Annotated in this window: 16 protein-coding genes; 4 read left to right on the forward strand and 12 right to left on the reverse strand. The window is 69.8% G+C overall.

Features of this window, described 5'->3' with window-relative positions; all coding sequences use genetic code 11:
• Positions 1-53: 53 nt before the first annotated feature.
• The 7 genes from ACFVJQ_RS04135 to ACFVJQ_RS04165 form a co-directional block, all read right to left on the reverse strand.
• Complete coding sequence (locus tag ACFVJQ_RS04135; RefSeq protein WP_385517707.1) at positions 54-449, reverse strand: cytidine deaminase; 396 nt, start codon at positions 447-449, stop codon at positions 54-56.
• The gene (locus ACFVJQ_RS04140) at positions 446-1,711 is read right to left on the reverse strand and encodes an ABC transporter permease (RefSeq protein ID WP_385780753.1); all 1,266 of its coding nucleotides are present in this window, start codon (positions 1,709-1,711) and stop codon (positions 446-448) included. The genes ACFVJQ_RS04135 and ACFVJQ_RS04140 overlap by 4 nt, the downstream gene beginning before the upstream one ends.
• A complete protein-coding gene (locus ACFVJQ_RS04145) occupies positions 1,708-2,829 on the reverse strand; it encodes an ABC transporter permease (protein WP_385517702.1) in 1,122 nt (373 codons plus the stop codon). Before ACFVJQ_RS04145 ends, ACFVJQ_RS04140 begins: the two co-directional genes overlap by 4 nt.
• Positions 2,829-4,424, reverse strand: coding sequence for an ABC transporter ATP-binding protein (locus tag ACFVJQ_RS04150; protein WP_385517715.1), 1,596 nt, complete (start codon positions 4,422-4,424; stop codon positions 2,829-2,831). Before ACFVJQ_RS04150 ends, ACFVJQ_RS04145 begins: the two co-directional genes overlap by 1 nt.
• Positions 4,425-4,585: 161 nt before the next feature.
• Positions 4,586-5,638, reverse strand: coding sequence for a BMP family protein (locus ACFVJQ_RS04155; RefSeq protein WP_385517699.1), 1,053 nt, complete (start codon positions 5,636-5,638; stop codon positions 4,586-4,588).
• Positions 5,639-6,114: 476 nt separating this feature from the next.
• A complete protein-coding gene (locus ACFVJQ_RS04160) occupies positions 6,115-7,167 on the reverse strand; it encodes a BMP family protein (protein WP_385517696.1) in 1,053 nt (350 codons plus the stop codon).
• A 267-nt stretch (positions 7,168-7,434) separates the two neighbouring features.
• Positions 7,435-8,664 carry a M20 family metallopeptidase gene (locus ACFVJQ_RS04165; RefSeq protein WP_385517713.1) on the reverse strand — a complete coding sequence of 410 codons (1,230 nt, stop codon included), beginning with the start codon at positions 8,662-8,664 and terminating at the stop codon, positions 7,435-7,437.
• A 263-nt stretch (positions 8,665-8,927) separates the two neighbouring features.
• On the opposite strand from ACFVJQ_RS04165, the gene ACFVJQ_RS04170 reads away from it, so the two are divergent.
• The gene (locus tag ACFVJQ_RS04170) at positions 8,928-9,590 is read left to right on the forward strand and encodes a class I SAM-dependent DNA methyltransferase (RefSeq protein ID WP_385780756.1); all 663 of its coding nucleotides are present in this window, start codon (positions 8,928-8,930) and stop codon (positions 9,588-9,590) included.
• Here ACFVJQ_RS04170 and ACFVJQ_RS04175 read toward each other — a convergent pair.
• From ACFVJQ_RS04175 to ACFVJQ_RS04195, 5 genes are read right to left on the reverse strand one after another with little or no spacing between them, the layout of a single operon-like run.
• Positions 9,579-9,758, reverse strand: coding sequence for a hypothetical protein (locus ACFVJQ_RS04175; protein ID WP_129801984.1), 180 nt, complete (start codon positions 9,756-9,758; stop codon positions 9,579-9,581). The two genes, ACFVJQ_RS04170 and ACFVJQ_RS04175, sit on opposite strands and share 12 nt — an antisense overlap.
• 56 nt (positions 9,759-9,814) lie before the next feature.
• A complete protein-coding gene (locus ACFVJQ_RS04180; RefSeq protein ID WP_385780759.1) occupies positions 9,815-10,879 on the reverse strand; it encodes a hypothetical protein in 1,065 nt (354 codons plus the stop codon).
• A gap of 58 nt (positions 10,880-10,937) precedes the next feature.
• Entirely contained in the window at positions 10,938-11,876 is a 939-nt protein-coding gene (locus tag ACFVJQ_RS04185) for an N-acetylneuraminate synthase family protein (RefSeq protein WP_224735114.1), read from the reverse strand.
• A gap of 14 nt (positions 11,877-11,890) precedes the next feature.
• Entirely contained in the window at positions 11,891-13,171 is a 1,281-nt protein-coding gene (locus tag ACFVJQ_RS04190) for an N-acylneuraminate cytidylyltransferase (protein ID WP_224735115.1), read from the reverse strand.
• 41 nt (positions 13,172-13,212) lie between these two features.
• Positions 13,213-14,562: a DUF6716 putative glycosyltransferase gene (locus tag ACFVJQ_RS04195; protein WP_385780763.1), complete on the reverse strand. Its 1,350-nt coding sequence runs from the start codon at positions 14,560-14,562 to the stop codon at positions 13,213-13,215.
• A 198-nt stretch (positions 14,563-14,760) separates the two neighbouring features.
• On the opposite strand from ACFVJQ_RS04195, the gene ACFVJQ_RS04200 reads away from it, so the two are divergent.
• From ACFVJQ_RS04200 to ACFVJQ_RS04210, 3 genes are all read left to right on the forward strand, one after another.
• Positions 14,761-15,747, forward strand: coding sequence for a glycosyltransferase family 2 protein (locus ACFVJQ_RS04200; RefSeq protein WP_385780765.1), 987 nt, complete (start codon positions 14,761-14,763; stop codon positions 15,745-15,747).
• Complete coding sequence (locus tag ACFVJQ_RS04205; protein ID WP_385517685.1) at positions 15,747-17,078, forward strand: alpha-2,8-polysialyltransferase family protein; 1,332 nt, start codon at positions 15,747-15,749, stop codon at positions 17,076-17,078. The genes ACFVJQ_RS04200 and ACFVJQ_RS04205 overlap by 1 nt, the downstream gene beginning before the upstream one ends.
• Positions 17,079-17,284: 206 nt before the next feature.
• Positions 17,285-18,280 carry a hypothetical protein gene (locus tag ACFVJQ_RS04210; RefSeq protein ID WP_385780768.1) on the forward strand — a complete coding sequence of 332 codons (996 nt, stop codon included), beginning with the start codon at positions 17,285-17,287 and terminating at the stop codon, positions 18,278-18,280.
• Positions 18,281-18,315: the final 35 nt, after the last annotated feature.

Below are 18,315 nucleotides of genomic sequence, written 5' to 3' on the forward strand. Positions count from 1 at the left end.
GGATTGCGAAGAGTACGGCCCCTGCGAGTCAAGTCCCAGGGGCCGTACGGGAGTTACGAGCGGAGGTGCCCCGGCCCGAAGGCCTGCGGCAGCATCTCCGACAGCGGCAGGATGCCTGCCGGTGTCTCCAGCAGCAGGTCGGGTCCGCCGAACTCGTACAACAGCTGCCGGCAGCGGCCGCACGGGACGAGGATCTCGCCCCTGCCGTCCACGCAGGTGAAGTGCGTGAGGCGGCCGCCCCCGGTGCGCTGCAGTTCCGAGACCAGCCCGCACTCGGCGCACAGGCCGAGACCGTACGAGGCGTTCTCGACGTTGCAGCCGGTGACCGTGCGGCCGTCGTCGACGAGGGCCGCGACGCCGACCGGGTACCCCGAGTAGGGGGCGTACGCGTGGCTCATGGCCTCGCGCGCCACCTCCCGCAGGGCGTCCCAGTCGACCGCGGGCGTCACTTGCCTTGCCCCTTCCGGTACGGCAGACCGTCCGCCTTCGGCATCCGCAGCCGCTGCGCCGACAGGGCGAGGACGACCAGCGTGATGACGTACGGCGTGGCGGAGACGACCTGGTTGGGGACCTCGTTGGTGCCGGCGTACCAGGCGAACACCAGGGCGCCGACGACCAGCGTGATCACGGCCTGGACGTACTTCTTCCGGACCGCCAGCCAGATCGCGCCGATGATCAGCAGCAGCGCGCCGAGCAGCAGCAGTGCGTGGACGTTCTCGGAGCCGCCGCGCAGGTTGAGGCTGTCGGTGTAGCCGAACAGGCCCGCGCCGATGGCGAGTCCGCCCGGCATCCAGTTGCCGAAGATCATCGCGGCGAGACCGATGTAACCACGGCCGCTGACCTGGCCCTCCAGGTAGAAGGGGTTGGCCACGATGGAGAGGAACACGCCGCCGAGGCCGGCCAGGCCGCCGGAGATGATCACGGCCAGGTACTTGTACTTGTAGACGTTCACGCCGAGGGACTCGGCCGCGACCGGGTTCTCGCCGCAGGAGCGCAGCCGCAGGCCGAAGGCCGTACGCCACAGGATCCACCAGGTTGCCGGGACGAGCGCGACGGCGATCAGGGTCAGCCAGGAGACGTTGGTGACCAGGCCGCCCAGCAGGCCCGCGATGTCGGAGATCAGGAACCAGCCCTGGTCGTTGAGGTCCCGGAGGCCGTCGGAAAGGCCCGGCACCGTGAAGTTGCCGAGGGACTCGACCGCCGGGGACTGCTTGGCGGAGCCGCCCGGGTGGCCCTCGAAGGCGAGAGGCGCGAGGTAGCGGGTGGCACCGAGGGCGAGGATGTTGATCGCCACACCGGAGACGATGTGGTTGACGTTGAAGGTGACGGTCACGAAGGCATGCAGCAGGCCACCGATCGCACCGCCGATGATGCCGACCAGGACACCGGTCCACGGGCCCCACTGGAATCCGGCCCAGGCGCCGAACCAGGTGCCGAGGATCATCATGCCCTCGAGACCGATGTTGACGACGCCCGCGCGCTCGGCCCAGAGGCCGCCGAGACCGGCGAGGCCGATCGGCACGGCGAGCTGGAGCGCGGTGGACATCTGGCTGACGTTGGTGATGCCGTCGGCGCCGGTGATGATGCGGACGATCGAGGTCAGCGCCAGGGCTCCGGCGATGACCAGGAGCAGCACCGGCCAGGACATCCGGCGGCCGGTCGGCGCCGCGGGCTGCAGCGTGGGCTGGTTGACGTCGGTCGCGGTGGTCATCGGCCAGCCACCTCCTTCGTGGTGTTGTGGGCGCCGAGGACGTGACCGGCGGCCAGTTCGGCGCCGACCCGGCGCTGCTGGCGGCGCAGACCCCATTCGCGTACGGCCTCGTAGGAGACGACGACCGACAGCACGATCAGGCCCTGCATGATGACCGCGATCTCCTTGTCGTAGCCGTGGAAGTCCAGCTCGGGCGAGGCCTTGTCGAGCCACGCCCACAGCAGGGCGGCGAAGGCGATACCGACGGGGCTGTTACGGCCGAGCAGGGCGATGCCGATGCCGAGGAAGCCGATGCCGGTGGGGAAGTTGAGGCTGTAGGTGTGGGTGTCGCCGAGCAGGATCGGCAGGCCCGCGAGTCCGGCGATGGCGCCGGAGATGAGCATCGCGGTGAGGACCATGCGCTTGGGATCCACGCCGCTGGCCGCGGCGGCGGTCTCCGAGGCACCGGAGGCGCGCAGGTCGAAGCCGAAGCGGGTGCGGTTGAGGACGACCCAGTAGCCGATGCCGAGGAGTACGGCGAGGATGACCAGGCCGTAGATCTCGCCGGCGGCGCCCATGTCGATGCCGGGCACCCAGCCCGACTCGTGCATCTCGCCGGTGGTGTTGTTGTTGCCGACCTTGACGCCGAAGACGGTCGGCAGCCACAGGTAGCCGATGACGGAGGTCGCGATCGCGTTGAGCATGATCGTCGCGACGACCTCGCTGACGCCCCGGGTGACCTTGAGGACACCGGCGATGCCGGCCCAGAAGGCGCCGGTGAACACGGCGGTGAGGAGCAGCAGCGGGATCTGGATCGCGGCCGGCAGGTTCATGTGGGCGCCGACGATCGCGGCCAGCATGGCGCCGAGCTGGTACTGGCCGTCTACGCCGATGTTGAACAGGTTCATCCGGAAGCCGATGGCGACCGCGAGCGCTGCGATGTAGTACATCGAGGCCTGGTTGACGATCAGGACCTGGATGTCGGAGAAACCGGCCTGCTCGAACATCACGGCGAACGGCTCGACCGGGTTCTTGCCCGAGGCGATCAGCACGATCGCGCTCAGCACGAAGGCCACGGCGAGCGCGATGACCGGTCCGGCCACGGCGAGGAGCACACGCTCCTTGTCGAACTTCTTCATCAGCGGGCCTCGTCTTCGCCGGGCTCAGGGGTCTCTTCGTGCTCCAGGTGTCCGGTCGCAGCACCGGTCATGGCCGAACCGAGCTCCTCCGGAGTGATCGTGGCCGGGTCGGCGTCGGCGACCAGCTTGCCGTTGTAGATCACCCGGAGCGTGTCGGACAGGCCGATCAGCTCGTCCAGGTCGGCGGAGATCAACAGCACGGCCAGGCCCTCGCGGCGGGCCTCACGGATGTGGTCCCAGATCGCGGCCTGCGCGCCGACGTCCACACCGCGGGTCGGGTGCGCGGCGATCAGGAAGCGCGGCTTGTGGCTCATCTCGCGGCCGACGATCAGCTTCTGCTGGTTGCCGCCGGACAGGGAGGCGGCGGTGACGTCGATGCCGGGGGTGCGGACGTCGTACGCCTCGACGATGCGGCGCGTGTCCGCCTGCGCGGCCTTCGGGTCGAGCCATACGCCCTTGGCGTTGGGCCGCTCGGTGACATGGCCGAGGATGCGGTTCTCCCAGAGGGGGGCCTCCAGGAGCAGGCCGTGCCGGTGCCGGTCCTCGGGGATGTAGCCGACGCCCTGCTCGCGGCGCTTGCGGGTGGCCCAGCCGGTGATCTCCTCGTCGGCGAGCCGGATCGTGCCGGAGTCGGCATGGCGCAGGCCGATCAGCGCGTCGACCAGCTCGGTCTGGCCGTTGCCCTCGACGCCGGCGATGCCCAGGACCTCGCCGGCGTGGATGGTGAAGCTGATGTCGTCCAGGAGAGCCTTGCCGCCGGCCGCCTCCAGGCGCAGCTTCTCCACGGTGATGACGGGGCGGTCGGTGACCGTGGACTCGGCGGTCTCCGGCGTGGGCAGCTCGCTGCCGACCATCATCTCGGCGAGCTGGCGCGGGGTGGTCTCGGCGGGGACGGCCGTACCGACGGTCGTACCGCGCCGGATGACGGTGATCTCGTCCGCGACGGACAGCACCTCGCCCAGCTTGTGGGAGATGAAGATGACCGACAGGCCCTCCGCCTTGAGCTCGCGCAGGTTGTCGAAGAGCGCGTCCACCTCCTGCGGCACCAGGACGGCCGTGGGCTCGTCCAGGATCAGCGTGGTGGCACCCCGGTACAGAACCTTGAGGATCTCCACACGCTGGCGGGCGGCGACGCCGAGTTCCTCGACCAGAACATCGGGGCGCACCCCGAGGCCGTACCGCTCGGAGATCTCCTTGATCTTGCGGCGGGCCTTGGCGCCGATGCCGTACAGCTTCTCGCTGCCCAGCACCACGTTCTCGAGCACGGTGAGGTTGTCGGCCAGCATGAAGTGCTGGTGCACCATGCCGATGCCGCGGGCGATGGCGTCGGCGGGGCTGTGCAGGGTGACCTGCTCGCCGTCGATCGTGATCGTGCCCTCGTCCGGCTTCTGCATGCCGTAGAGGATCTTCATCAGCGTCGACTTGCCGGCGCCGTTCTCGCCGACGAGGGCGTGGACGGTGCCCTTGCGGACGCTGAGGTGGATGTCGTGGTTGGCCACGACGCCGGGGAAACGCTTGGTGATCCCGGCGAGTTCGACGGCGGTCGCCTGACCGTTGACCGCCGCTCCTGCCGGAGGGCTGCTGGACGCGTTGATGGCGCACTCTCCTGGGGACGGGGGTCGTCTACGCGCGTAGCGCCCCTACGGCATACAAAGGGGTGACGCGCCGAGACAACGGGGTACAGGGAGACAGCCTCCCCGTACCCCGTTGAGCGGACGTAACCCCGCGGTTACTGACTGCTCGAAGTCGTACCCTGTCAGCTGCTCTTGACCTTGATCTCGCCGCTGATGATCTTCTCCTTGGCCGTCTCGATGGCTTCCTGGAGCTCGGCGTCGTCCGCGAACTTCGGGTTGGAGTCCGCGAGACCGACCTCGCCGGTCTTCAGATCGCCCTTGACGATACCGGTCACGGGCTTGCCGTCCTCGACCGACTTCGCCAGGCCGAACACCGCCTTGGCGACGTCCTTCGTCGCCGAGGTCAGGATGTAGTCCTTGTACTTGGCGAGGGCTTCCTGCTTGTACTGGTCGGAGTCGACCCCGATCGCCCACACCTTGTTGGCGGCGGCGGCCTCGATCACACCCTGCCCGGACAGACCGGCCGCCGCGTACACGACGTCGGCCTTCTTCTCGATCTGCCCCTCGGCGGCGGTCTTGCCCTTGTCGGGGCTGGAGAAGCCACCCTCCTCCGCGGTCTGCGTCAGGTACTGCGAGACGACCTTGACCTTGCCACCGCTGGTGTCCTCGACGCCCTGCTTGTAGCCGGCCTCGAACTTGTGGATCAGCGGGATGTCCACACCGCCGACGAAGCCCACGGTGTTGGTCTTGGTGGCCTTAGCAGCAGCGACACCGGCGAGGTAGGAGGCCTGCTCCTCGGAGAAGACCAGGTCCGCCACGTTGTCCGCCTGGACCTGGGCGTCGTCGACGATGCCGAAGGTGGTGTCGGGGTACTTCTCCGCGACCTCCTTGACGGCCGGCGCGTACGCGTAGCCGACACCGATCACCGGGTTGTAGCCCTGCTTCGCCAGCGACGACAGACGCTGCGCCTTGTCGGCGTCCGTCTCCCCCTCGGTGGGCTCGATGTCGGCCGTCTCGTAGTCGAACTCCTTCTTCGCCTGCTCCAGGCCCGCGTAAGCGGCGTCGTTGAAGGACTGGTCGCCCTTGCCGCCGACGTCGTAGGCGATGGCGAGGCCCTTGTCGCCCTTCGAGTCGGAGGACGAGCTCTCGGTCGAGGTGCCGCCGCAGGCGGACAGAGCAAGGGCGAGGGATGCGGTCGCTGCGCCTGCGACCGCGATGCGGGAAACCCGGCGCATGTGTGGTGCTCCTGTCGTACAAGCGCCGGACGGTTCAGCTTCGGCGCTGGCTTCGCCGCAGATTAACGCGCGTAGACCTGCCTGAAAACCCCTTCTGTCCACCTTGTTATCCGCCCGTGGCCAATACCACCCGCACCCCAGGTCACGGCCTTGCCGCCTGCAAACGGAACGTGGCACTCGGTGATGCGCGGCCGCCCACGGCGGGAAGGGGACGTGCCGGGGGGTGTCCGCCCGCAGCGGCTGCCGTGAACGCCGGCACACCCCACCAAGAAACCCATCGGCAGACCGAGGACGGACACCCCCCGGCGCGGCCCCGACCCACCACGAAACCGCAGGCGCAACCCGCACCACCACGCACCCGCACAGGCCGCCGCAGGCACCCCGCACAAGCGCCGCAGGCACCCGCAGGCATACCGAAAGCGGGCGGACGCCGAACGCGCCCACCCGCTTCTCACCGATCCACCCGCGTACGACGGCTACTCGGTCTTGACCTTGATGGAGCCGCCGATGATGCCTTCCTTGGCCTTGTTCACGGCATCCTGAAGCCCGGCGATCTTCGCGAACTCCGGGTTGCTCTCGGACAGCCCGACGCCGTCCACCTTCAGGTCGAAGGTCTGCGTACCGGTCAGCGGCTTCTCGTCCTCGACGGACTTGGCCAGCGTGTACACCGCCCCGCCGACGTCCTTGAGCGCGGAGGTGAGGATGTAGTTCTTGTACGCCGAGAGGGCTTCCTGCTGGTACTGGTCGGAGTCGACGCCGATCGCCCACACCTTGGCCTTGGCCGCGGCCTCGATGACACCCTGCCCGGACAGACCCGCCGCCTGGTAGACGACGTCGGCCTTCTTCTCGATCTGGCCCTCGGCGGCGGCCTTGCCCTTGTCGGGGCTGGAGAAGCCACCCTCCTCCGCAGTCTGCGTCAGATACTGCGAGACGACCTTCACCTTGCCACCACTGGTCTCCTCGACGCCCTGCTTGTAGCCGGCCTCGAACTTGTGGATCAGCGGAATGTCCACACCGCCGACGAAGCCCACGGTGTTGGTCTTGGTGGCCTTGGCAGCAGCGACACCGGCGAGGTAGGAGGCCTGCTCCTCGGCGAACACGAGGGAGGCCACGTTGTCGCCCTCGACGACCGAGTCGACGATGCCGAACGTGGTGTCCGGGTACTTCTCGGCCACGGCCTGCATAGCGGGCCCGTAGGCGAAGCCGACGCCGATGACAGGGTTGTAGCCCTGCTTGGCGAGGGAGGCCAGGCGCTGCTCCTTGTCGGCGTCGGTCTCGCCCTCGGTGGGCTCGATGTCGGCGGTCTTGTAGCCGAACTCCTTCGCGGCCTTCTGCAGACCGGCGTACGCGGCGTCGTTGAAGGACTGGTCGCCCTTGCCGCCGATGTCGTACGCGATGGCGAGGCCCAGGTCCTCCTTGGAACCGGAACCGCCACCGCTTTCACCGCTGGTGCCACCGCAGGCCGTGGCGGCGAGTGCGAGCGACGCGACCCCCACCGCGACGCGGGTCAGTTTGGATATCCGACGCATCTGAAGTTCCCCATTCTCCAAAGCCCCGCAGTGGGTGCTCGGTTCGGCGCACATTAACGCGCGTAGACACTCCTGGGAACGGACTTCTGCGTGGCCGTTATCCATTCGTGCCGGTGGCCGGTTACGTCCTTGTGAACCACCGGCTCGAATGGTGTGCACCTGGGGCGATCCCGGCGCGGTGAAGGGCATCTCTGATCACTACGCGCACCAGGCTGCCCCCACGCCTGGCAGGCCGCAACCGGAGGAGAACGACGTTGAACGACCGGCCTACCGCCCGCCGTGGACCAGCGCCGCCGCGGTGAACAGCTCCACGCCCACGGTGATGGCGGACTCGTCGACATCGAAGTCGCCCTGGTGCAGATCGCGCACCGTGCGCTCGCCGGGGGTGCGCACGCCGAGCCGGGCCATGGCGCCGGGCACCTGCTCCAGGTACCAGGAGAAGTCCTCGCCGCCGAGGCTCTGGTCGGTCCCCTCGACGGAGTCGGCCCCGCGCCGCGCGGTCATGGCCTCGCGCAGCAGCTCGGTCGTCTCGGCCTCGTTGACCACGGGGGGAACGCCGCGCACATAGTTGATCTCCGACTTGGCGCGGTGCAGATTGGCCACCTCGTCGATCGCCGCGTGCACGATGTCGGGCGCCTGCCGCCAGGCGTCGAGGTCCAGACAGCGCACGGTTCCGGAGAGCTCGGCGTGCTGCGGGATGACGTTCGGTGCGTGCCCCGACTCGATCCGCCCCCAGGTCACGGCGAGCCCGCTGCGGGTGTCGACGCGCCGGGCGACCAGCGCGGGCACGTCGGTCACCACCCGGGCGACGGCGGTGACGAGGTCGGTCGTCAGATGGGGCCGGGCGGTGTGCCCGCCGGGCCCGTCCAGGGCGATTTCCAGCCGGTCGCAGGCGGAGGTGATGGGGCCCTCCCGCAGTCCGATCAGCCCGGCGTCGACCCTGGGGTCGCAGTGCACGGCGATCATCCGCTCCACCCCCTCGAGCACCCCGCAGTCGATGGCGTCGGCGGCACCTCCGGGCAGCACCTCCTCGGCCGGCTGGAAGACCAGCCGCACGGGCCGCGGCAGCAGTCCCTGCTTGTGCAGCTCGGCGAGGACGAGCCCGGCGCCGAGTACCACGGTCGTATGTACGTCGTGCCCGCAGGCGTGCGCCCGGTCGGGCACGGTGGACCGGTAGGGGCATTCGGTCTTGGCGTCCGGAATGGGCAGGGCGTCGATGTCGGCCCGGAACCCGAGCATGGGGGCCCCGCCGCGCCATTGCCCGCCGTCGGCGCCGACGTCACATACGAGCCCGGTCCCGACGGGCAGCACCCGCGGCTTCAGGCCGGCCTTCTCGAGGCGTGCCTTGATCGCGGCGGTCGTGCGGAACTCCTGGTTGCCGAGTTCCGGATGCATGTGCAGGTCGCGCCGGAAGGCGACCAGTTCGGCACGCAGCGCCTCGGGCAGCGTGCCGGGAAGCGCGGCCCAGGGGAGGTCGGCGTCGGACTCCAGTGACATCTGTTGCTTCACCCTCTGAAGGGTAGGACGCCCGGACGGCCAACTGACCCGAGATCAACAAAAGTTCAGCCCGTTAGGGGAAGAAAATCTGGCCGTCGGACGCATAGGCATCAACTTGGGTGGGTAAACTCGCCGGTTTTTACCGGTTGAGCCGATCACGGGCACCGCGTTCCTCCACGCATACCACGCCCAGCCCCACCCGCGCGCTCCCGTTCATCTGTCGGACGCCCACGGCACGCGCTCCCCCGGTAGCCTGCGCGACCGTGACCGATCTGGACGCGGCCTTCCTGGAGGCCACCCGCAGCTCTTACGACGCGATGGCCGACGACTACGCGGCCCACTTCCCCGACGGCCCCGGCATGCCCGTGGACCGGGCCGTGATCGGCGCCTTCGCCGACCTCGCCCGTACGCACGCCCCCGCCCCCGTGGCCGACCTGGGTTCGGGCCCGGGCGGGGTCACGGCGATGCTGGACGGCCTCGGTGTCCCGGTGTTCGGGGTGGACGTCTCCCCGCGGATGGTGGAGCTGGCCCGCCGGGCGCACCCCGGTCTGCGCTTCCACGTGGGTTCGATGACGAGCCTGGACCTGCCGGACGGGACACTGGCCGGCGTGCTGGCGCTGTACTCGATCATCCACATCCCGGACGAGCACCTGCCGGCGACGTTCGCCGAGTTCCACCGCGTTCTGCTCCCCGGCGGACACGTCCTGGTGGGCTTTCAGCACGGCGACACGGAGGATCGTCTCCACCTCACGGAACGCTTCGGTCACGAGATCGCCCTGGACTACCACTGGCGTACGCCCGAAAAGGTGGCCGACCTCCTGACGAAGGCCGGCCTCGACGTCCAGGCCCGTGTCCTGCGCGAGCCCCAGGACGAGGAGAAGCGCCCGCGGGCGTTCCTGCTGGCCCGCAAGTCTCTAGTCGTCTGAGCCGGAGCGACTGCGCGAACTTCCGGACCGGCTCAGCAGCTCGCCGGCCGTCCGGGTCACGGCGGCCACGACGCGTACCCAGCGCGGGCCGCCCCGTTCCGCCCACACCACGCAGACGCACCCCCCGACGACGAGCGCCAGAACGCCGGACAACACGAGTATCTCCATGCCTCTCCCCCTGCTTGCGAGTGCTGCGGTCCGCGCATCCTCTCATTCGCGGATCGCTACACCGCCCGCACCGCCGACAGCCGGTGCACATCGCGGGCCGTCCCCGTCACTCCGTCCAGGAAGCCCTGGGCGCGCGGTGAGGCGGTCCGGGTGAGCCATTCGGGGTTGATGTCGCAGACGGCGACGCGGACGTCCGTGCCGGCGAGGGCCAGCGGGAGGGTGTGGACGACCGTGGACGGGAAGCTGAGGATCGTGCGGCCGACCGGGCCGCGGCGGGCGATGAGTTCCAGGGGGAGGTCGGGGCGGACGATCTCCAGGCCCGTTTCCACCGCGAGCCGGTGGAGTTTGTCGGTGCTCTCGCGGCGGTGGGCGAAGTAGCGGCGGGCCCCGTGCGCCTTGGCGAGGGACCGTACGGCGTCGATGTACCGCTCGCCGTCCACGACGCCCGTCTCGACCAGCGAGGTGCCGACCATGTCGGCGCTCTTGGTGATGCGAGGCGGGCCGAAGCGGGTGCGGGTCCAGGAGAAGTCGTTCGCGGTGACGGTGACGCCGCCCGGCGCCTCGTCGATCGGCATCGAGGAGAAGATCTCGACCCGGCGGCGCTCGCCGGGCGTCAGGCGGCGCCGGGCGGAGGACGACACCGGGGCGAAGAGCAGATCGCGCGGGCCGGGACGGCTGCCCCGCCGGTGCCAGCGCTCCAGGCGTTCACCGCGGGCGAGTTGGGCGACGAACTCCATCGTCGCCGTCCCGTCGTCCACTACCACCAGGTCACGGGCCCGCGTGATCGTCAGCAGAAGTTGTACGTACCGCGAGAACGGATCGCCCATGACGATCCGTTCCGCGCGGCGCAGCGGCCCCATGAGCCCGCCGATCGTCTGGAAGGGTGCCGACGCGCCGCCGCGCGCCTCCTCCCAGCGGACCTCGTAGCCCTCCTCGCGCGCCAGTTCCGCCATCCGGCGCAGCTGGCCGCGGGTCATCGGGTCGACGGGCGAGAGGACCACGAGCGTGAGCCCCGCGCCGGGTGCGTGGACATGCGCCCACTCCAGCACGTTCAGGAGCTGTACCGGACTCTCGACGAAGGCGAGAGTGTGAGGGCCGGCATTCCCGGCGCGGGGGCTCATCGGCGTACGACCGTCCCGTCGTAGGGCGTTGTGGGGTTGTGAGGGGCTGACGGTGACGTCAGACCTGGAGCGGCTCGCCCGCCGCTGCGGCGATCTCCGCCTCGGCGACGACGCCCTGGACGCGGCGCAGCTTCTTCATCGGGCCCAGCTCGGACTCGTAGACCTTCTTGACGCCGTCACCGAGGGAGGCCTCGATGGTGCGGATGTCGCGCACGAGGCGCGTGAGGCCCTGCGGCTCGACCGAGGCGGCCTGGTCCGAGCCCCACATGGCGCGGTCCAGGGTGATGTGACGCTCGACGAAGGTCGCCCCGAGCGCGACCGCGGCGAGGGTGGTCTGCAGGCCGGTCTCGTGGCCGGAGTAGCCGATCGGGACGTTCGGGAACTCCTTCTCCAGCGTGTTGATCACGCGGAGGTTCAGCTCCTCGGCCTTCGCCGGGTAGGTGGAGGTGGCGTGGCACATGAGGATGTTGTCGGAGCCCAGGACCTCTACCGCGTGGCGGATCTGCTTCGGGGTCGACATGCCGGTGGAGAGGATGATCGAGCGGCCGGTGGCGCGCAGCGCCTTCAGCAGCTCGTCGTCCGTCAGGGACGCGGACGCGACCTTGTGGGCGGGGACGTCGAACTTCTCCAGGAAGGCGACGGCCTCGGTGTCCCACGGGGAGGCGAACCAGTCGATCCCCTTCTCCTTGCAGTACTCGTCGATCTGGCGGTACTCGGCCTCACCGAACTCCACGCGGTGGCGGTAGTCGATGTAGGTCATCCGGCCCCAGGGGGTGTCGCGCTCGATGTCCCACTGGTCGCGCGGGGTGCAGATCTCCGGGGTGCGCTTCTGGAACTTGACGGCGTCGCAGCCCGCCTCGGCGGCCACGTCGATGAGCTTGAAGGCGTTCTCCAGCTCGCCGTTGTGGTTGATGCCGATCTCGCCGCAGATGTAGACGGGCTTGCCGGGGCCGACCTCGCGGGAACCGAACGTACGCAGGCGGGAGTTGGTGCTCATGGCAGGAACTTTCCTTACTTGGTGGAGGGGTCGAGAGAGTCGAGAGAGGGTCCGAGGATCCAGCCGGCGATCTCTCGGATCGCGCCGACGCCACCGGGGACGGTGGTGACCGCGCGTGCGGCGCCGCGTACCACGTCGTGGGCGCTCGCGACCGCTACCGGCCAGCCGACGAGGGCGAAGCACGGCAGGTCGTTGACGTCGTTGCCGACGTAGAGCACGCGCTCCGGCGCGATGCCCTGCTCCTCGCACCACTGCTTCAGCGCGAGGTCTTTCCGGTCGACGCCGTGCAGCACCGGGATCTTGAGCTTCCGGGCCCGGGCGGCGACGACCGGGTTCTGCTCCGTGGACAGGATCAGCATGGTCAGGCCGCTGCGTCGCAGGGCCGCGATGCCGAGGCCGTCTCCGCGGTGCACGGAGACGAACTCCCGTCCATCGGCATCGATCAGCACCCGGTCGTCTGTCTGGGTGCCGTCGAAGTCGAGTACGACCGCGTCGATGTCGGCGGCGGTCGGAAGGGCGCCGGGGCGGTCCGCGTCGAACAGCGGCGCGAGGGCCCGGGCGCGGGCGAGGTCGTGCGGGTCGTCGATCTCCAGCACGCGCGCGGGGTCGGTGCGCACCAGCTCGGTGCGGCCGAAGAAGCGGTGCTGGTGCTCGCGGAAGCCGGCCGCGTTCATCGCGTAGGCGGCGCCGGTCTCCAGCAGGTCCTGGGGGCGGTCCTGGCGGCGCGGGCGGAAGGACTTGTCGTGGTTGACGCCGTAGCCGCCGCCCGTGCTGAGCGAGTCGGCGGCGGTGACGACGCTGTCGGCCGCGGCCTCGGCGTCGGCGTCGCGCCAGATGAAGCCGTGGAAGGGGGCGACGGTGACGGCCGTGTCGGCGCCGTTCTCGACGACCGCGCCGGCCACCCCGTCGATGTCCTCGCGGATGAGGAACGGGCTGGTGCACTGGACGAGCAGGACGGCGTCGACCGGGGAGCCGTGCAGCGCCTCGTGGGCGTCCATGGCGTGCAGCACGGCGGCCTCGGAGGTGGCGGTGTCACCGGCGATGGCGGCGGGGCGCAGCACGACCTCGGCGCCGGCCGAGCGGGCGGCGGCGGCGATGGCCTGGTCGTCGGTGGAGACGACGACGTCGGTCACCAGGCGGCTGGCGATGCACTCGCGCACCGCGCGGGCCACCAGCGGGATGCCGCCGACCGGGGCGAGGTTCTTCGCGGGCACGCCCTTGGAGCCACCGCGCGCGGGGATCACCGCGAGCACCCGGCGCACCGAAGCGCCTTGGCCCGCTTCCGGGTTGGACATTGGCTCTACTCCTTGACGTGCGTGAGGTGAGGTCCCGTGGCTCACAGCTCCCCCATCCGCCGGATGACGGGCGCGACCCGCTGGACGCCGTGCCGGTAGGCGCCGCGGGCGGCGCGGCGGACTATCTGGCGGACCGGGCCGGGCTCCTTGTCGTGGGCGGGGGCGCCGGGCAGCGGGGTGCCGTCGGGGCCGAGGTGGTGGCGGGCGAGGATGCCGGGCAGGTAGCCGGGGGCGGTCGCGGGTGTGTAGTACGGCGTCAGGGGCGGCAGTCCGCCGGGCCGGCCGAGCAGCTTGGTGATCCGCTCGCGGGCCGCGTCGAAGGCCGTGTCGTACGAGCCGTCCGCTGCGACGCCCTGCCGGGCCACCCAGTCGGCGTCCGGAGTGGGCCGGTACCCGGCGTCGAGCTGGTCCCAGGAGGCGAGGCAGCCGGAGCCGACGAAGTGGTGGTTGCCGAGCACCTCGCGCACGCCGAGGTCGGTCAGGACGACGGTGGGGATCCGGCGGTGCAGTGACTCCAGCGCGGCCGTCGAGCTGACGGTGACCAGGAGGTCGGTGCGGTCCAGGACCTCGCCCATGTTGCCGTACACCAGCCGGAAGTTGGGCGGCAGGTCGCCGAGCTTCTGCGCCAGCTTCTGGTACGGCAGTTCCTCGATGTGGGTGGTGTGCTCGCCCGGCTTGGAGCGCAGCTTGAGCAGCACCTCGCGTCCGGGATGCAGCCGCGCGTGCTGGACCAGGCGGTCCAGCAGGTACGTCCGGTCCTTGCGGCTCTCCGGAACGGACGGCTGGGCGGCGAAGACGACGGTGTAGGGGTCGTGCTCGCCGGTGTACTTCGCGCCGCCCAGGAACGGCAGTGCCACCTCGGTGACCGCGGAGGAGTCGGCGCCGACCCCGTCGTAGACCGCGCGGAAACGCTCGGCGTCCTGGCGGGAGTTGGCGAGGACGAGGTCCGCGCCGTGCCGCAGCAGAAGGCCGTCGGCGAGCTTCTCGTAGACGACGCCGACATAGCCGGTGACGACGACGGGCCGCGTCTCGCGGTCCGCCCAGACACGCCCGAGGCCGTGCAGCATCGCCTGGACGCCGCCGCCGACCAGGGAGAGGACCAGGACGTCGTACGACTCCTGCGCCATGATCCGCAGGAACTCGACGGCCGTGACCTCCCTGAGAGAGTCGGCGCGGACGCCCACTTCGGCCAGTTGGCGGGGGGTGGGGGTCGCCCGGCCGCGCAGCAGAAATCCGTCCAGGGCAGGGGCAACTTGCGCCTCGCCTTGCGGTCCGGCTTCCATGGACGGGCCCGGAGCGATACGGCTCGCGGTCAGGGCACCCCATTTCCATCGGGTGTCGGAGTCCGCGAGTACTGCGATCCGCGTGGGCTTCGTTGTACTTGGTGGCACGTCCAAGACGCTAGGAAGCAATTTCTAGTTACTGGCCAACCTCGCCTCAACGAAAAGTTAACAGCAACCCACCGAGAGCCGAACTGCCCCGCCGAAGTCCAGGAAGTACACGGGATGCACCGTTCCGACACATTGAGTTCACCCTCAGTACCCTCACCGGAAAGTTCCGCAGCGGGGCCACCTCCTAGGCTTTCGCAGGTGCCAAAGCTTTCCGTGATCGTGCCGTTCTACAACGTGCAGCAATACGCCCCCGACAACCTGAGAAGCCTTCGCGCCAATGCCAGGCCGGACTTCGAGTTCATCCTGGTCGATGACAAATCGAAGGACGAAACGCCGGCCATTCTCGAACGCGCGGCCGATGAACTCTCCGCGGTCGCTCAGGTGCGCTATATCCGCAGAGAGGAAAACGGAGGGCTGGCCACCGCTCGCAATACCGGCCTCGATGCCGCGACCGGCGAGTACATCACCTTCCTGGACGGTGACGACTGGCTGGCCCCGGGCTACTACACCGAGCTGGTGGCGGCCATCGAGGAACTGGGCTGCGACTTCGTGCGCACCGACCACGTCCAGGCCACCGCCCGCGCCCGCAGCGTGACCCGTGCGCCCGTCGGGCGGCGGTACGAGGTGATGAACCCCCGCGACCACATCCTGCCCGCCCACCGCACGACCTCGGTGGACTACGCCTACGCCTGGGCGGGCGCCTTCCACCGCCGCCTGCTGGACAAGGGCGTCCTGCACTTCACCAACGGACTGCGCACGGCCGAGGACCGGCCGTGGATCTGGAAGCTGCACCGCGAGGCGGAGTCCTTCGCCGTGCTGAACCTGCTCGGCGTGTTCTACCGGCGCGGGGTCGCCGGTTCCCTCACGCAGATCGGTGACGTCCGCCAGCTCGACTTCATTCGTGCCTTCGACCAGGTCGTCGAGGAGACGGCGGCGGACCGGGACGCCGACGTGCTGCTGCCCAAGGCGGTGCGCACCTACTGCGCGATCATCGCCCACCACCTGTCGGAGATCGACAAGTTCGAACCGGCCGTGGCCAAGCAGCTGCGGATCATGAGCGCGGCGGCGATAAAGCGCATGCCGCAGGACGCGCTCGGCGACGTACTCGACACCATGGACCTGCGCCGCGCCTCCAAGCTGCGGCGGCTGCGGCGCCGGGTCACCACAGCGAAGGCGGCTGCCTGATGTCCCGTACCACCCAGATCTTCTGCGTCTCGACGCTGTACGGCGCCGCGACCCTGGCCGCCGCGATCGACTCGGAGTGCTTCGCCGAGGCGGACCGCCGGGTGCTGCTGGTGTTCAACAACTCGGCGACGCCGGAGACCACCCCGGCCGTCGACGAGATGCCGGGCTTCGGCACGCTGCGCGACCACTTCGACGACGTCCTGTCGTACAACGAGGCGATCCGGCCCTTCCACCCCGGCGCCTGGGCGCCGCGCCCCGACGACCTGCCGCTGTTCGAGCGCCATCTGCGGCTGCTGTGGGGGCTGGGCGACGACCGGGTGGAGCTCGTCATGGAGTCCATCCAGGTGAACCCGGCGCTCGGGCTGGCCCAGATCTTCACCGGCGCCCCCCTCGTCGTCTACGCCGACGGGCTGATGAGCTACGGCCCCACCCGCAACAAGCTCGACCCGCTGGTCGGCACCCGGGTGCGGCGGCTGCTGCACCTGGACCTGGTGCCGGGGCTCACGCCGCTGCTGCTCACCGAGTTCGACGTGCCGGCGCAGGTGGTGCCGACGGACGCCTTCCTGAAGGTGATGAGCGGCCTCACGGACACCGCCGGGGAGCTGCCCCTGCTGCCGGACAACGCGGCGCTGCTGCTCGGCCAGTACCTGTCCGCGCTGAACATCCTCTCCCCGGCCGAGGAGGAGGACCTGCACGTGCGGATGATGCGGGGGGCGGTGGCCCGCGGGCACCGCTCCATCGTGTTCAAGCCGCACCCCACCGCGCCGGCCCGCTACAGCCGCGCCCTGGAGAGCGAGGCCGGGAAGCTCGGCGTCGACCTCACCGTGCTGGACACGCCGGTGCTCGCGGAGGTGCTGTTCGCCAAGGCACAGCCCGCGCTGGTCGTCGGCTGCTTCTCGACCGCGCTGTTCACCGCGTCCGCGTTCTACGACCTGCCGGTCGCCCGCATCGGCACCGCGCCGCTGCTGGACCGGCTCACCCCCTACCAGAACAGCAACCGCCTCCCGGTCACCCTGGCCGACGCGCTGCTGCCGGACCTGGAGGACGGCAAGGGCGAGGAGACGCTCGCGGACGAGCTGCTGACCGGCCTGGTCGAGGCGGTCGGCTTCACCATGCAGCCGCAGATCCAGGCGGGCCTGAGGCCCGCAGCGGAACGCTTCCTCTCCCAGCACCTCGGGCCGCGCACCCAGCGCTACTTCAAGAAGCGCCGGCTCACGTCGCTGGGACTGCCGGGCGGTATCCCGGAGCGGCTGTCGTTCCTGCCGCGCAACTCCGCGGCCCGCCGGGTGGTCCGGCAGGCCCGGGCGCTGAAGAAGGCGGTACGCCGCTGAGGTGAACCGTCCGGAGGCGGGTGGACCACGGCGTCGTCCACCCGCCGGGTCCCGGACGGTCACCGGGTTTCCCTCGTTCCCCGCGCTTCGGCGAAGAGCAGGTGAACAGCCGGGAACAATCGAACGGGTCGGTCGTGCAGGTGCCTACGATCACGCAATCGCGCACCAGGTCTTCAGAACAACCTCAACCGATCCGTGAGGCCCCCATGACGAACCTCGGCCGGCTCTACTCCCTCTTCGACGATGTCCAGCTCCCGGACAACCTCCCCTACACACAGGTGAGTTCGTGGGAGCTGAAGTTCCTCTACCTGCTGGGCCGGCATCACCTCACGGGCGAGGACCGACTGGTCGAGCTGGGTTCCGGCGGGGGCGGTTCGACGTATGCGCTGGCCATGGGGCTGCACGAGAGCCCGGTGTTCGACGAGAAGACGGGACGGCTGCACGCCTACGATTTCTTCCGGGTCGGCAAGGGGACCTTCGCCACGGAGAAGTTCTTCGACGCCGGCAAGGCACCCGAGGGCGACAACTCCTTCCTGAACGAGTTCCGCCAGCGGCTGGAGCCGTTCCTGCCCTTCCTGGAGATCCACGCCGGTGACCTCTGGCAGACCTCCGACCCGGACGACCGCACGCCCGTCGAGTTCCTGCACATCGACATAGCCAAGACGGCCCGCGTGTTCAAGTGTGTGTCCGAGCGGTTCCTGACCCGGCTGCGGCCCGGATCGGTCGTCCTGCACCAGGACTTCGCGGGACCGCGCCTGCCCTGGCTGCACTACAGCACGGGTGCCCTGCTGCCCTACATCGAGATCGCCGGCCCGCCGATCCGCTCCACCCTCGCCTTCGAGGTCGTCAAGCCCATCCCCGAGGACGTGCTGACCGCCATCAGCGAGGACAGTTTCGGCTACGACCGGAAGCTGGAGCTGATCTCCGCCGTGCAGGAGCGCATCGACCGCGACCACACCGGCGGCATCCCGTTCAAGTCGGTGCTGGAGCTGGCCAAGGCGTACGTCGCCCACTACGACGGCAAGCACAAGCAGGCCTGGGCCATCGCCAGGCCGCTCACCTCGGACGAGTACCTCAGCCGCACCCGCGCCGACCACTTCGAGCAGCTGAAGAAGGCCTACGAGCAGGACCGCCGGCAGGCCGCCGGGCGCTCCCCGATGACCCGCATCAAGCGGCTGGTCCGCAAGGCGGTACGCAGCTGAGTGAGGGGCCGAGGGACCCGCTCGACCGACAAGGG

This window comes from Streptomyces sp. NPDC127197 (genome assembly GCF_042672405.1).
Taxonomy (GTDB): domain Bacteria; phylum Actinomycetota; class Actinomycetes; order Streptomycetales; family Streptomycetaceae; genus Streptomyces; species Streptomyces flavusporus.